We start from the raw sequence: 14,343 nt of genomic DNA, 5'->3' as shown, positions 1-14,343 counted from the left end.
AGCGGGGCCGTTGCCGCGCCGACCGCGCGGCGCTCAGGGGTGAGGCGGCTCAGGGGTGGAGGGTGAGGCGGCCGGTGGTGGCGCCGTCGGCGAGGCGCTGGACGGCGTCGGGCGCGGCCGCGAGCGGGAGGCGTTCGGAGACCAGGGGGCGGATCGTCCCCTCGGCGGCGAGACGGGTGAGTTCGGCGTGCGCGGCCCGTACCGCGGCCGGGTCGCGCTGCGCGTACAGGCCCCAGTGCAGGCCGAGGACGGAGTAGTTCTTCACCAGCGCGTGGTTGAGCCCAGGTGCGGGGACCGTACCGCCGGCGAAGCCCACCACGACGATCCGCCCCTCGAACGCGACGCACTTGGTGGACCCGGTGTAGGCGTCACCGCCGACCGGGTCGAAGACGACGTCGGCGCCGCGGCCGCCCGTCACCTCCTTGACGACGGCGACGAAGTCCTCCGCGTGCCGGTCGACGACCACGTCCGCGCCCAGTGCCCTGACGGCATCGGCCTTCCGGGGTCCGCCCGCCACGCCGACGACGACCGCCCCCGCCGCCTTGCCGAGCTGGACGGCCGCGCTGCCGACACCGCCGGCCGCCGCGTGCACCAGCAGCGTCTCCCCGGGGCGGACCGCGGCCCGCCGGTGGAGCGCGAACCAGCCCGTCTGGTAGCCGATGTGGAAGGCGGCGGCCTCCGCGTCGTCCAGCGCCTCCGGCGCGGGCAGCACCCCGGCCGCCGGTACGACCGCGTACTCGGCGAACGCCCCGCCGGGCAGGGCCGCGGTGCTGACGACGCGGGAGCCGGGCGTGAGCGGGGCGCCCGCCTCGACACCCTCTCCGAGCAGCTCGACCTCGCCGCACATCTCCACGCCCGGGGTGAACGGCAGCGGCGGCCGGACCTGGTACCGGCCGCGGCAGAGCAGGGCGTCCGGGAAGTTCACCGCGGCCGCGCGCACCCGCAACCGCACCTGGCCGGGGCCGGGTTCGGGGACGGGCACCTCGTCCGGGCGCAGCACCTCGCGTGGTTCGCCGTAGTGGTGGACGCGCCATGCCCGCACCGGGGCCTCCCAGGGGTCAGAGCCGCCGCACGGAGTGCAGCAGCAGGTCGGAGAAGTCCGCGGCGACCTGCTCGGCGGTGAGCGGGCCGTCCGCGCGGTACCACGTGCCGAGGTGGTGCACGGAGCCGAAGAAGAAGTCCACGACGAGGTCAGGCCGCAGATCGGACCGGAAGCAGCCCTCGCGCCGGCCCTCCTCGACCAGTGCCCGGAACCGCTCGTGGTAGCGGCGCCGTTCGGCCCGCACCGCCCGCTGCTTCTCCGCGCTGAGCTGGTGCATCGAGCGGAAGAAGATCTTCGTGTCGTCGAGGTTCTCGATGCTGGTGACGACGACGTCGGCGGCGGCCTCGGCGAGCCGCTGCGGAACGGGCGCGTCGGTGGACGCGATGGCGTCGAGCCGTTCTGTCTGGAGCCGCAGCACCCGACCGTAGATCTCGGAGAGCAGGTCGTCCTTGGAGCCGAAGTAGTGGTAAAGGGCGCCCTTGGTGACGCCGGCCGCCTCCACGATCTCCTGCACGGAGGTGCGGTCGTACCCGCGGTCGGCGAACAGCCGGGTGGCCTCGGCCAGCAGCCGCTCGGGCACGGCGGCCACCGGTGCCGACGCCGTTGCCGGAGCCTGCGCCTGGGCCTGCGCCTGCGCCCGCGCCTGGGGGCGTCCGTCCGGGCCGGTGGCGTCGGTGCCGGTGCTGTCGGCGTTGCGTGCCATGGCCTGCCTTCCTCTCGGCCCCTCGGGCCTTCCGGGTTCCGGCCGGGCCCGTCCTCGGCCCTCCGGCGGACCCGTCGCTCAGGGCCCCTCCCGCCGGGCCTCCCTGCCGGGCTCCGATCGGTCCGTCAGACCCTATCCGGCGCTGACCTGCCGCTGTCCGGCTGCCGTCCGGCTGCCGTCCGGACGGTGTCCGACCGCGGTCCGCCGGGCGTTCGGCCGCCGTCACCGCCTCCGGCGGGGACCCGGCCACGGGCTCCGTCACGGCTGCCGGCCGGCCGCCGCCCGCAGTTCCCGGCGCAGGATCTTGCCCGTGGCGGTCTTCGGCAGCTCCGCCAGCACCTCCACCTCGCGCGGGTACTTGTAGGCGGCCAGCCGCTCCCGGCACCAGGCGACGAGGGCGGCCGGCTCCGCCTCGGCGCCCGGCCGCAGGCTGACGTACGCCCTGACGCTCTCCCCCCGGTAGGCGTCGGGCACCCCGACCACCGCGGCCTCCCGCACCGCCGGGTGGGTGTAGAGGACGTCCTCGACCTCGCGCGGCCAGACCTTGAAGCCGGAGGCGTTGATCATGTCCTTCTTGCGGTCCACCACGTAGAGCCAGCCGTCGCTGTCCATGAAGCCGATGTCGCCGGTGCGCAGTTCGCCGCCGGGCAGCGCCGCCGCGGAGTCCTCCGGGCGGCCCCAGTAACCGGGTACGACCATCGGACCGCTGACCGCGATCTCGCCGTGCTCCCCGAACGGCACCTCGTTCCCGGCCTCGTCCACGATCCTGACCATGGTGCCGGGGCCGGGCACGCCGACGGCGAGGGTGCCCGACGCGGGGTCGACGGGCGCCTCCTCGCCGGGCGGCACGCTCGCGCAGGGCGCGGTGCACTCGGTCAGACCGTAGCCGTTGGCCAGGTACAGGCCCCCGGTGCGGGCGCGGAAGGACTCCACGACGGCGGGCGGCAGCGGGGCGCCGCCGGAGGAGACCAGCGTGAAGGACGCGAAGTCCTCGGCGGTGGCGTCCGGCCGGGCCAGCAGCGCCATGAACGCGGTGGCGGGCCCGACGGTGTAGGCGGGGCGGTGCTCGCGGAACGCGTCGAGGACGGCGCCTGGTTCGAAGCGGTGGGCGAGCGCGAGGGTCTGCCCGCCGGCCAGCGCGGCCGCCAGCTCGCAGACCATGCCGGTGATGTGGAAGAGCGGGGCGAGCGCGAAGAGGACCGCGTCCGGCGGCAGCTCGTGCATCCGGACCTGGCGGTGCGCGTTGCAGGAGATGTTGCCGTGGGTGTTGAGCGCGCCCTTCGGCCGGCCGCTGGTGCCCGAGGTGTAGCTGACCAGGGCCGTGTCGCCGGCCTGCGGCAGCGGCAGCTCGGGGCGCGGCCCGGCGGCGGCGCGGGCGGCGGCCAGCACGTCCTCGGCGCCGTCCTCGGCATCGCCGACGCCCTCGGCGTCCCCGGCGTCCTCGGCGGGCGGCCGGGGCGCGGGCAGCACCCGCGGGTCGTCGCGGGTCTGGAGGTCGTACTCGCTCGCGGTGAGCGCGATGCGCACCCCGGCCTCGGCGGCGGTCCGCCGTACGTACGCCGTCCACGCGGTCTCGGAGGCGAGGACGGCGGCGGCGCCCGAATCGGTGAGGATGTGTGCCAGCTCGGCCTGCTTGTACATGGGGTTGACGGGGACGACGGCGCCCCCGGCCTTCCAGGCGGCGAGGACGGCGACCGCGAACTGCGGCACGTTCTGCAGCATGACGGCCAGCCGGTCGCCGGGTGAGAAGCCGCGGCAGACCAGGTGGCGGGCGAGCCCGTCGGAGAGCGTGTCGAGCTCGCCGTAGCCGAGCACCCCGTCGAAGTAGCGGACGGCGGGGTGGCCGGGCCGGCGGGCGGCGGCGCCGAGGAAGCTGTGCAGCACGGAGGGCGGGGGCTCGGGGAACTGCCGCTGCTCCGGGGTGAAGTGCTTCAGCCAGGGCTGGTCCGCCGAGGTGGTCGCCGCCTGGTTGCCGGTCATGCCTGTCCGCCTTCCCTTCCCGCCGGCCCGGCGAGGGATACGGCCGCGTCCGGGGCGGGACGCGACGGTCCTGGGTCCTCCGGCACGGCCGCGGGTCCGGCGTCCCCGGTACCCGCCGCGGTCCGGGCGGCGTTCCCTGCTGCCAGGACGTCCTCGTAGGCGCGCTGGAGCTTGTTCATGCCGCGGAGCCACCGTTCGGGTTCGGCTGCGCGGGCCGCGTGGTAGCCGGCCACCTCGGGGTGGGGCAGGATCAGGAAGCGTCCGGCCGCGATGCCGTCGAGCACGGCGGCCGCGACGTCCTCGGGCTCGATCGCGGTCGGCGCGAGCACCAGGTCGCCGGCCGGGCCGGTGGAGTCCAGCATCCGGGTGCGCACGCCCTGGGGGCAGACGGCGTGCACCGCCACGCCCCGGTGGCGGTAGGTCAGCGACAGCCACTCGGCGAACGCGAGCGCGCCGTGCTTGGTCACCGAGTAGGGCGCGGCGCCGATCATGGTGAGCAGCCCGGCGGCCGAGACGGTGGAGACGAAGCGGCCCGACCCGCGCTCCAGCCACTCCGGCAGCAGCGCGCGGGCCGCCCGCACGTGGCTCATCACGTTGACGTCCCAGGCCAGGGCCCACGCGTCCTCGTCCGCCTCGGGGCCGCCGCCGGTACCGACACCGGCGTTGGCGCAGAAGACGTCGACGCCGCCGCCCAGCGCGGCGCGGGCGGCCGGCACCACGTCGGAGGCGTCACCGGGGACGGCCGCGCCGCCGATCTCGGCGGCCACCGCGCGGGCGGCGCCGGCGTCCAGGTCGTTGACCGCCACCCGGGCACCCTCGGCGGCGAACCGGCGGGCCAGGGCGGCACCGATACCGCCTCCGGCTCCCGTGACGACCACCCGGGCACCGCGCAGCGCTTCCACGACCACGACGCGTCTCCTTCGACTCGACCGACTCGATGGCAGGCGCTTCGCATACTAAGCGGTCGGTCACCTCAGCGGAAGGGCCATACCCGGCCGCGCCCGGCCGCGCCCCCGGCCGTCCCCCGGGCACGGACAGCGGCCCGCCGACCGCCCCGGACCCGCACGGGGCGGCCGACGGCCGGCGGCCCACCGCCTGCGGACGGCAGGCGCGCCACCGGTGGGCCACCGGTGGCCGGCGGCTGGTTACCGGTGCGAGGGGAACTCCACGACCTGCTGGTACGTCGGACGGTTCTGCCAGCTGATCCGGTCGTCGGTGATGCCGCCCAGCGGGCGCTGGACGATGCTGTCGGCGCACCACTGGTCGCCCGCGGAGCAGCCGCCGTCGTCGCCCGGGTAGACCGTGGCCGCCGGGGTGGCCGCCGCCTGCTTCAGGGTGGACAGCAGCATGTCGCGGCAGGCGGAGAGCTGTCCGCCGCCGCAGTACGTCTGGGCCAGCGGGCCCTGCACCGGCTTGCCGAGGACCGCGCGCAGGTCCTTGTCGGCGTAGGACCACCAGCCGTACTGGAAGGAGCTGCCGGCGTGCGAGCCGGTCGGGCCGTGCCCGGCCGAGGGCGACTCGTCGACGGTCAGGTCGGTGCCGAGCGCGCTGTACAGGCCGTCGCCGAGCCCGGACCGGAACTCACCCTGGACGAGCAGCGGCCACCAGGCGTCCATGGTCCGCACGGCGTCCGCGTCGGCGTACGTGTGCGAACCCGCCGACGTCTCGGTGCGCTTGGCGCCGTGGGCCAGCCAGGTCGTCAGCTGCTGAACGGCCGCCGCCTCCTGGGGGTCGGTCACCGGCGCGCTGCCGATCACCTGGAGCGCGTCCGGCAGCACGTCCTCCCCCCGCAGGTCGGTCAGCGCCGCGTCCTCCATCGCCTTGGCCAGCTTCGAGCGGGTCACCCCGCCGGCCTGGACCAGCGCCTTGACCCGGGCGTCGAGCAGGTTCGCCCGGTGCACCGAGCCGTTGCCGAAGGTGGCGGAGGTGTAGCCGGGGGCCTGCTTGTTGTTCCAGCTGACGTAGTAGTCCTGGTCCACCGACTGGGGGTGCTGGGCGGGCGGGGTGTAGTCGGCGGTGTTGTACGCGGGGTCCCAGCCCTGCCAGTCGTAGGCGCCGGTGCCCCAGACCGGGAGGGACGGGTCGACGCCGGCGGCGCGCACCGGGTTGGTCCCGCTGTTGTAGTAGGCGGTCTGCCGGGAGTCGGCGTAGAACCAGTTGAAGGTGTAGTTGATGTCCTGTGCGGCCTTCTGGAACGAGGCGGCGTCCTGCACGAAGCCCGGATCGTTGAGCTCCTGGAAGCCGATGATCGAGTCGGCCTCGTGCATGTAGGAGCTGCGTAGCTGGGTGTAGGCGACGGGTTGGCCGCCGATGGTGGCGCGGTACTCGACCGGGCCGTACGCGGTGCGGTACACCCGCATCGTGTAGGAGCCGGCCGCGGTGGAGTCGGCGAGCGTCGGCGTCCAGGAGTTGGTGCGCTCCAGTTCCTCCATCGCCACGCACTGTCCGTTCAGGACGTAGTGGTGGTCGTCCTGGCACAGCCGTACCGCGTAGGTGTCGGTGACGTCCTGCGAGGCGGAGGTGGCGCTCCACGCGTAGTCCTGGCCGCGGCCGAGCTCCACGTACATGCCCAGGCCCGCGAAGGCGGCGCCGCGGGCGCTGATGCCCGGGCCCTGGAGCTCCTCCAGCATCAGCAGCTGCGGGGCGAAGTAGCCGGTCTGCGGCCCGAAGACGGCCACCGGGTGGCCGCTGGCGGTGTGCGCGCCGCTCACCACCAGGGCGTTGGACATGCCCTTGCGCGGGGTGTCGAAGAGGTTGGACGGCAGCACGCCGGGGCTCTTCGTGGTGCTCTGGGTGGCTCCGCCGGTCGCGTCGTACACCAGCGGTTCGGCCGTCACCGAGCCCGCGTCGGGCAGCGCCTCGCCCTGCGGGTCGGCCGGCTTGCCCGCGTACGGGAAGGAGGTTCCGTCGTGGACGGTGGCGACCGCCTCCGGGTCGTCCCGCTCCCGGAAGGACTCCCACACCTTGGTGCCCTGCGCCACGCCGTACCGCGCCTGCGCCGCCTGGAGCGACAGGGCCGCCTGCACCTCTCCCCCGCCGCCGGTGCCGAAGAGGGCGCCGACCACCGAGGCGAGCGCGATCATGTCGGTGAGCTTGAACGGCTCGATGTCCCCGGCGTTGGTGATCGGGTTGATGTGCCCGGTCAGGTCGTACTCGCCGGGGAAGTAGCGGCCGTTCTTGGCGGCGGTGATGTAGGCGTTGATGCCGTCGATGTACGACTGGGCGTCGGCGAGCGCCTGCTTGCCGCGGTCGCCGGTGTGGGTGCTCAGCCAGTCCACCTGGGCCTGGAGGTCGTCCTCGGTGTAGGGGGCCTGCTGCCAGAACTCCTGCTCCAGGCCGCGGTTGGCGGCCGCGCCGCCGGCGAAGGAGGAGAGTTCGCCGCGGCCGACGTGCCGGAAGAGGTCCATCAGCCACAGCCGGTCCTGGCCGGCGGCGTACCCGGCGCCGAACTCCGTGCCGGAGCGGGTGGTGCCCTGGATGTGCGGCACGCCGGTGGCCTTGTCCCGGGTGATGGTGACGTCGGAGCGGGGCTGGATGACGGAGGCGACCTGGTTGGCGGGGACGCCGAAGGAGGAGTCGTTGAAGAACGAGTCGATCGTCGTGTCGGTGAGCCCCTGGTATCCGGTGGCCAGCGAGGAGTAGGGGCCGAGCTGGTCCATGGTGTGGGCGGGGCGGGTGCCGAGCGCCTTGTTGGCGAGGATGTCGGCGAAGCTGGCGTTGCCGTTCTCGCCGGGCGGCAGGATGTCCGAGCACTGCCCGCCGCAGTAGTCGTTGCTGGCGGTGGCGGCGTGCGCGGGCAGCGCGCCGGGGGCCAGCAGCGTGACGCCCAGGGCGAGGAGGGCGGTGGCCGCGGCGGTGCGCAGGGGGCGGGTCACCCGGGTCACCCGCGTCGCCCGAGTGGTGCGCCGTGCGGGCCGGGGCCGGAGCCCGGCCCCGGGGCGGGCTGGGCTGCGTCGTCCGCGCGGGTCCGGGCTCTGGTCCGCGCGGCGGCGCGGGTGCCGATCGGTCGTGGGGTCCGTAGCGGCATTTCTGCTCCTTCCGGAAGCCGGTGCGCGGAGGTTACCGCCGGTACGCCGCCCTCGGAAGATGAACATACGTCAGCTTTTCTGGCCGCCTCGGGGCTCGCGCAGAACGAACACACCCCAACCCAGGTGGGAGCGGCGGTGCTCCAGATGCGTGCGCCGGTCGTGGGCGAGGAACTCCCGCATGTCGGCCGCGTCCGGGTGGTCGGACGGCACCGAGCGCAGCCACTCGTCGATGGCGAACCACTGCTCCGCCGCGTACCGGTCCCAGCTGTCCCCGTCGGCCAGCACCATCTCGACCAGCTCGACGCCCATCGCCTCGAACCGGTCCAGCGTGCCGGGCAGGGTGGCGTGGTCCTCGGGTTCGAGGCCGATCGCCTCGTACGCCTCCGGCGACGGCTCGCCGATCCAGTACGGTTCGCCGACCAGCATCAGCCCGCCGGGCTTCAGCGCCCGCCGCATCAGCTCGACGGTGCCCGCCAGCCCGCCGCCGATCCAGGTGGCCCCGACGCAGGAGACCACGTCGAAGGCGTTCGGCTCGGCCTCGTAGCGGCCGGCGTCCCCGCGGACGAACTCCAGCCGGTCCGCGGCGTCCAGCTCCGTCGCGCGCTCACGGGCCGCCGTCAGGAACACCTCGCTGACGTCCACCCCCACCCCGCCGATGCCGTACCGCTGCGCCCACCGGGCGAGCATCTCGCCCTTCCCGCAGGCGAGGTCGAGCTGCCGCTGCCCCTCCCGGAACCGGCAGATCCGGCCGAGCAGCATCAGCTTGTCGTCGGTGATCGGGTTGAGGATGCGGTGGCCGGCCTCGGCGATCTCGTGGTGGCGCAGGCTCATGGGGCTTCCGGTGCTCCTGTTTCGTTGGTCTGGTCGGTCGTTCCAGGGTCGTTCCACGCTCGGCCACGAGGCTCGCTCGTTCGCTCGCGGCTGTCGCGCGGCCTGCCCACCCGTACGGCTCGCGTGCCCCCTGCGACTCGCGCGCTCGTACCGCTCGCGCGTTCGTACCACTCGCGTGTTCGTACGGCTTTGCGTGCCGTGTGCGCGTCGGGTGCGGGGCCGCGTACGGGCCCGCGGGAGTGCACGGGGGCGCACGGGCGCCGTCGTGGGCGGCCGCACCGGTCCGTCCGGCGCGGTCGCCCGCGTCGGACGGGCAGTGCGCGTTCGAGCATGCCACGGGCCGCCCGCCGGCCGTACGGCGCGGGCCGGTACCGCTCCGGGGCCTGGCCGACGGGGGGGTTGCGGCACCCGCTGGCCGGCCGACGACGGGGTGGGCGTCGCCTGCCCCGTCCTGCCCGGCCCGGTTCACGCCGGGATACGCGCGGGCCCAGGAACTCCCGTCGCGCGGGGAGAGGCGGGCGCCCCGGCGGTGGTCGCCCTACCGGCGCCCGCTGCGGATCACCGTGGTCCCGCGTGGCCGGCCGGTCCGGACGGCGGGTGCCCGCTCCCGGCCGCGGTGTCCGTACCGGCGGGCGGCCGCCGTCGCGCGGCGAACGCGCGGAGTGCCTCCGCCGTGGCGCGGTCGGCCGGGAGGAACGCCTCCAGCTTGAGCTCGGCGATGGTCACGTCCGCGGCCGTGGCGAAGACGGCCACCGTGGTCATGAGGCGCAGCACCCGTCCGTCGACGGTGGCCAGCTCCATGGGCACCGCGAACCCGAGGAGGGTGTCGTCGCCGCTCGGCGACGGCTGTTCGGCGACGTAGCCGGCCAGTTCCTCGTGGAGCGCGGCCAACCGCTCGTCCGGGTCGCGGCGCTGCTCCTCGGCGACGCCGGCGGTGACGTGCCGTGCCCACTGCGGGAAGTTGCGGACACGCGGCGCCATGCCCTCGGGGTGCAGCGCGATCCGCAGGATGTTGGCGGGCGGCCGCAGCAGCGCCGGGGAGCAGCCGTCCGTCAGGACCGGCAGGGCGTCGTTGGCGGCGATCAGCGTGCCGAAACGGTCCACCACCACGGCGGGATAGGGCAGATGCCCGGCCAGGATGTGTTCGAGCGCCTCCCAGGCGGGCGCCAGCTCCGGGTCGGCCAGGTCGCGCTGGGAGTGCACGGGGGCGTACCCGGCCGCCAGCAGCAGCGCGTTGCGCTCGCGCGGGGGGAGCGTGAGGGAGTCGGCGAGCCGGGCGACCAGGGCCCGGCCGGGGGTCGAGCGTCCGTTCTCGATGAAGCTGATGTGCCGCTGGGTGGTGCCGGCCCGCGAGGCGAGTTCCAACTGGCTGAACCGGCGCCGGCCGCGGGCCGCCCGGAGCGCATGGGCGAAGTCCACGCCGTAGTTGTATCCCGCGCGCGGCCGTTCGGCGATTCCCTGGCGGGAATTGCGGGTGTGCGGACCGCCGCACAGGCTCGGCACCATGACCGACACGACCAGCGGGGGCACGGACACGACCGTGCCCCCGGCACCCGCCACCACCGGCCCGGCGACCACTCCGCACCCCGCACCCGGCGCCCATCCCCGCTCCCGCTCCCACCCCCGCAACGGCACCGGCACCGGCACCGGCACCGAGTTCAGCGGCGGTACCGGCGCCACCGTCGGCATCCACCCAGGCAGCGGTACCGGCGGCAGCGGGACCACGGACGGCGGGCACAGCGGGGGGACCCCGGGAAGGCTGCGGCTCGGCGTCTTCGTCCCGACCGTCGAGGCGCCATGGGAGCACGGCCTCGACCCGCACGGCGTGGTGGAGTTCGGGGTCCGGGCCGAACGCCTCGGCTTCGACTCGCTCTGGGTCACCGACTCGCTGCTGACCCCGCGGATCGAGGCCATGACCGCGCTCACCGCACTGGCCATGGTCACCGAACGCGTGGTCCTCGGCACCGGGGCTCTGCTCCCGGCGCTGCGCACCCCGGTCCAGGCCGCCCACACCATCGCCTCGGTGGACCGGCTCAGCGACGGGCGACTCGTCCTCGGGGTCGGCGCGGGCTTCCCCGGCCGTTTCGGCCGGCCGGTCTACGAGATGGCCGGCACGCCCTGGCCGCGCCGTTTCACCCGGCTCGACGAGACGGTCGACCTGTGGCGCCGGCTGTGGAGCGCTCAGGGGCCGGTCACCTTCGAGGGCGAGGTGCTGCGGTTCGAGGACGTGCCCGCGCCGCTGCGCCCGACCCGGCCGGAGGGGCCGCCGATCTGGCTGGGCGGCGCCACGCCGAAGGCGCTGGACCGGGCCGGACGGCTCTACGACGGCTGGCTGCCCTACCCGCCGGACCCCGCCGACTACGCGACCGGGCTCACCGCGATCCGGGCGGCGGCGGATGGCGCCGGGCGGTCCGAACAGCCCTTCTCCCCCGCTCTCTTCGTGAACGTCCTGGTCAGCGACGCGACCGACGGCGGCCGGGCGCTTCTGGACGACTACGCCCACCGCGCCTACGGCATGCCGATCAGCTCGCTGGAGCAGATCCAGGCCGTCGTGGCCGGCCCGGCCGACGTCGTGGCCGAGCACCTGGCCGCCTACGTACGGGCCGGCGCACGGGACCTCGTCATCCGGTGCGCGGCCCCCGACGTCGTGGAGCAGCGCGCACAGGTGGAGGCCCTGGCCGAGCTCCGGCCGCTGCTGGAGGCCCGTGCCGGGGTGGAGGCGGCGGCCTGAGAGGCCACCGCCACGTGGTCGGCCCGCGCGACGCGGAACCGGACGCCGCGCCCAGGTCGTGGCGCGCGGGACGGCATGCCGTTGACACACCCGGGGCGGCGGAACCATGCTGAGGCGTGCTGAGCAAGCGCTTGGAAACCGGCTTCAGCCCGCCCGGCGCCGCGCCCGGGTACGGCGCCCGCCTGCTTCTTCGGGAGACGGCGACCCGCACGGGTCGGGCTGCCCGGCGTCCGGGGCCGGGTAGCCCGTTCGGTCCGGCGTGCCGCGTCCGGCCGGGCTCGGCGGAAGCTGGGGAGGGCGCGGCCAGGGCTCAACCGGATTCTGGGCCCGACCCCGCGAGGGTCCAGCCCAGCCTCGCCAAGCTCCAAGCCAACGACCGGGGCCCCGCCCGGTACGTCCCGGCCCGACTCCCTCACCAGCAGGAGGCTCCCGTCATGTCCCAGCCCCGCGTCTTCGCCTCGCCCGACGAGCTCCGTGCCGCCGTCGACGAGCAGCTCGGCTGGACGGACTGGATCGAGATCGACCAGAAGCGGATCGACCAGTTCGCCGATGCCACCGGTGACCACCAGTGGATTCACGTCGACCCCGAACGCGCGGCCGGCGGCCCGTTCGGCACCACCATCGGGCACGGCTTCCTCACGCTGTCACTGCTCCCGCTCTTCACCCCGCAGATCTTCCGAGTCGAAGGAGTGCGGATGGGCGTCAACTACGGGGTGAACAAGGTGCGCTTCCCCGCGCCGGTCCCGGTCGGCTCGCGACTGCGCGCGACGGCGGTGATCGCCGAGGTCGCGGAGACCGGTGGCGGCATCCACCTGGTGGCGCGGGTCACCGTGGAACGCGAGGGCGGGGACAAGCCGGTCTGCGTCGCGGAGATGGTGACGCGCCTCTACCTGTAGCGGCCGGCCCGCATGCCGTGCGCCCGCCGGGCCTCGTGGGGAGCTGCCCCATCCCGGGCCCGGCGAGCGCGCTCGCCCGTCCGACCACCTGTTCGCTTGTCCGCTCGGCCGCCCGGCCGCCCGCCCGTCGATGCGGCCTACGCGGCCTCGCCGCCCGCCTCCGCCCCCCGCACCATCCTCAGAACGAGGCCCGCGTAGAGCGTTCCGACCTCGTCGGGCGTGCGGTGGCCCTTCGGGTTGAACCAGCGCGCCACGTCGATGCAGAGCGACAGCACCGCCAGGGTCGTGCCGGAGAGATCGGGCACGTCGAACTCCCCGGCCGCCACGCCGTCCTCGATGATCGACCGGATCGCCTCCTCGGTCTGCCGCCGCAGGGCGACGATCTCCCGGTAGTGGTCGGGCGCGAGGGCACCCAGTTCGTACTGGACGACGCGCCCGGTCGTGTGGTGCTCGGCATGCCAGCGGACGAAGGCGCGCACGGCCTCCGCCAACCGCTCCCCGGCGGTACCCGGGGCGTCCCGGGACCCGGCGAGCATGGCCAGTGAGCGCAGGTGCCCGACCTTGCTGATCTGGTAGAGCAGCTCTTCCTTGGTCTTGTAGTGGATGTAGAGCGCGGCGGGGCTCATGCCGGCCCGGCCTGCGATGTCCCGGGTGGTGGTGGCGTGGTAGCCGCGCTCGGCGAAGGCCTCCACCGCCGCGACCACCAGTCGCCTGGCAGCGTCGGGGGTGATGTCGCCCCACGCCTCGCCGGTTGCCGCCTCCGCGCCCATCTCCTGCTCCTCACACCCGCTCATTGTCAGGGTCACACCCTACCCTCCCGACTGAGCAAGCGCTTAGCGCCGCTGGGACGCCCCGGCGCGAGGGGCGCCGTCCGGCAGGCTCCGGGGACGGGACGCTTCGCCGCCACCGGGCAGACCCGCCGTCCGCACGTCAGAAGGCCGGGATCCCGGTGAGCGCCCTGCCTATGAGGAGCTTCTGGATCTGACTGGTGCCCTCGTACAGGGTCATCACCCGCGCGTCCCGCAGCAGCTTGCCCACCGGGTATTCGTCGATATAGCCGTAACCGCCGAACACCTGGAGCGCGTTGTTGGCACAGCGCACCGCCGCCTCGCTGGCGTAGAGCTTGGCGACCGACGACTCGGTGGCGAAGGGCAGCCCCCGGTCGATCAGGTCCGCGACCCGCCAGGTGAGCAGACGCGCGGCGTCCACGTCGACGGCGATGTCCGCGAGCATCTCCTGGACGAGCTGGCGGCCGGCGATCGGGGCACCGAACTGCTCGCGCTCCTTTGCGTAGCCGGTCGCGGCGTCCAGGCATGCCTGCGCGATCCCTACGCACCCCGCCGCCACCGACATCCGCCCCTTGGCCAGCGCGGACATGGCGACGGAGAAGCCCTTACCCTCGGGGCCGAGCATGGCCCGGGCCGGCACCCGCACCCTTTCGAAGGCCAGCTCGGCGGTGGCCTGGCCGCGCAGCCCGAGCTTGCCGTGCACCTCCCGGCGCTCCAGTCCGGCGGTCGCGGTCGGCACCAGGAAGGCGCTGACGCCCCGGTGGCCCGCCTCTCCGGTGCGGGCGAAGAGCAGCACGACATCGGCCCAGGTGCCGTTGGTGATGAACATCTTGCTGCCGCTGATCACGTACTCGTCACCCTCGCGCACCGCCCGGGTGGTCAGGTTGGCCGCGTCGGAGCCGGTGCCGGGCTCTGTGAGGCCGAAGCAGCCGACCGCCTCGCCTGACGTCAGCGAGGGCAGCCACCGCCGTTTCTGCCCCTGCGTTCCCCAGCGGGCGATCGACGTGGCGACCAGGCCGAGCGAGACGGAGACGATGCCGCGCACCGACGAGTCCCCTCGGCCCAGCTCCTCCGTGACGAGGCAGTACGCCATGTGGTCGCCACCGGAGCCGCCGTACTCCTCCTCCACGGTCAGGCCGAGGAAGCCGAGCGCACCCAGCCGCTTCACGATGCCCCGGTCAACGGACTCCGCACGGTCCCAGTCCGCGGCGTGCGGGGCGACCTCACGGTCGACGAACTCCCTGGCCAGCGCTCGGGCCGCGGCCTGCTCCTCACTCAGCTCCAGGTCCACCGGACGTACCCGTCTCTCAAACTACCGTTGCTAGTTTTCTCTCGGCGGCCCCT

Annotated in this window: 10 protein-coding genes and 1 pseudogene; 2 read left to right on the top strand and 9 right to left on the bottom strand. The window is 74.6% G+C overall.

Going from position 1 to position 14,343, the window contains the following annotated elements; translation table 11 throughout:
• Positions 1–49: 49 nt before the first annotated feature.
• The 7 genes and pseudogenes from BS72_RS07470 to BS72_RS07440 all read right to left on the bottom strand — a co-directional run bounded on the left by BS72_RS07470 (position 50) and on the right by BS72_RS07440 (position 10,003).
• On the bottom strand, positions 50–1,042 hold the full coding sequence (locus BS72_RS07470; RefSeq protein WP_037908134.1) for an NADPH:quinone oxidoreductase family protein: 993 nt from the start codon (positions 1,040–1,042) through the stop codon (positions 50–52).
• Between the two features lie 16 nt (positions 1,043–1,058).
• Entirely contained in the window at positions 1,059–1,745 is a 687-nt protein-coding gene (locus tag BS72_RS07465; protein ID WP_078901127.1) for a TetR/AcrR family transcriptional regulator, read from the bottom strand.
• Positions 1,746–2,003: 258 nt separating this feature from the next.
• Positions 2,004–3,725 (bottom strand): AMP-binding protein, encoded by a 1,722-nt coding sequence (locus BS72_RS07460; protein ID WP_037908133.1) that lies wholly within the window; start codon positions 3,723–3,725, stop codon positions 2,004–2,006.
• Between the two features lie 149 nt (positions 3,726–3,874).
• Positions 3,875–4,627 (bottom strand): annotated as a pseudogene (locus BS72_RS07455) (SDR family oxidoreductase); the annotation flags it as partial.
• 243 nt (positions 4,628–4,870) lie between these two features.
• A complete protein-coding gene (locus BS72_RS07450; protein WP_322942139.1) occupies positions 4,871–7,600 on the bottom strand; it encodes a penicillin acylase family protein in 2,730 nt (909 codons plus the stop codon).
• 222 nt (positions 7,601–7,822) lie between these two features.
• Entirely contained in the window at positions 7,823–8,584 is a 762-nt protein-coding gene (locus BS72_RS07445) for an SAM-dependent methyltransferase (protein ID WP_037908129.1), read from the bottom strand.
• A 558-nt stretch (positions 8,585–9,142) separates the two neighbouring features.
• On the bottom strand, positions 9,143–10,003 hold the full coding sequence (locus tag BS72_RS07440; protein ID WP_037909423.1) for a helix-turn-helix domain-containing protein: 861 nt from the start codon (positions 10,001–10,003) through the stop codon (positions 9,143–9,145).
• Positions 10,004–10,088: 85 nt separating this feature from the next.
• On the opposite strand from BS72_RS07440, the gene BS72_RS07435 reads away from it, so the two are divergent.
• Both BS72_RS07435 and BS72_RS07430 read left to right on the top strand, forming a co-directional pair.
• The gene (locus BS72_RS07435; protein WP_232792264.1) at positions 10,089–11,315 is read left to right on the top strand and encodes an LLM class flavin-dependent oxidoreductase; all 1,227 of its coding nucleotides are present in this window, start codon (positions 10,089–10,091) and stop codon (positions 11,313–11,315) included.
• Between the two features lie 434 nt (positions 11,316–11,749).
• Positions 11,750–12,211: a MaoC family dehydratase gene (locus BS72_RS07430; protein ID WP_037908122.1), complete on the top strand. Its 462-nt coding sequence runs from the start codon at positions 11,750–11,752 to the stop codon at positions 12,209–12,211.
• Positions 12,212–12,348: 137 nt separating this feature from the next.
• Here BS72_RS07430 and BS72_RS07425 read toward each other — a convergent pair whose 3' ends face one another.
• Together BS72_RS07425 and BS72_RS07420 are read right to left on the bottom strand one after the other, a co-directional pair.
• Positions 12,349–12,981: a TetR/AcrR family transcriptional regulator gene (locus BS72_RS07425; protein ID WP_037908121.1), complete on the bottom strand. Its 633-nt coding sequence runs from the start codon at positions 12,979–12,981 to the stop codon at positions 12,349–12,351.
• Between the two features lie 160 nt (positions 12,982–13,141).
• Positions 13,142–14,290 carry an acyl-CoA dehydrogenase family protein gene (locus BS72_RS07420; protein ID WP_037908120.1) on the bottom strand — a complete coding sequence of 383 codons (1,149 nt, stop codon included), beginning with the start codon at positions 14,288–14,290 and terminating at the stop codon, positions 13,142–13,144.
• Positions 14,291–14,343: the final 53 nt, after the last annotated feature.

The sequence above is a fragment of the Actinacidiphila yeochonensis CN732 genome, from assembly GCF_000745345.1.
GTDB classification, from domain to species: domain Bacteria; phylum Actinomycetota; class Actinomycetes; order Streptomycetales; family Streptomycetaceae; genus Actinacidiphila; species Actinacidiphila yeochonensis.
This window is presented reverse-complemented; position numbering and strand designations above follow the sequence as displayed.

Bases quoted from the DNA above. Each gene is read 5' to 3' on its own strand.
- BS72_RS07465 (WP_078901127.1), bottom strand. From the start codon at position 1,745: ATGGCACGCAACGCCGACAGCACCGGCACCGACGCCACCGGCCCGGAC.
- BS72_RS07460 (WP_037908133.1), bottom strand. From the start codon at position 3,725: ATGACCGGCAACCAGGCGGCGACCACCTCGGCGGACCAGCCCTGGCTG.
- BS72_RS07445 (WP_037908129.1), bottom strand. From the start codon at position 8,584: ATGAGCCTGCGCCACCACGAGATCGCCGAGGCCGGCCACCGCATCCTC.
- BS72_RS07435 (WP_232792264.1), top strand. From the start codon at position 10,089: ATGACCGACACGACCAGCGGGGGCACGGACACGACCGTGCCCCCGGCA.
- BS72_RS07430 (WP_037908122.1), top strand. From the start codon at position 11,750: ATGTCCCAGCCCCGCGTCTTCGCCTCGCCCGACGAGCTCCGTGCCGCC.
- BS72_RS07425 (WP_037908121.1), bottom strand. From the start codon at position 12,981: ATGGGCGCGGAGGCGGCAACCGGCGAGGCGTGGGGCGACATCACCCCC.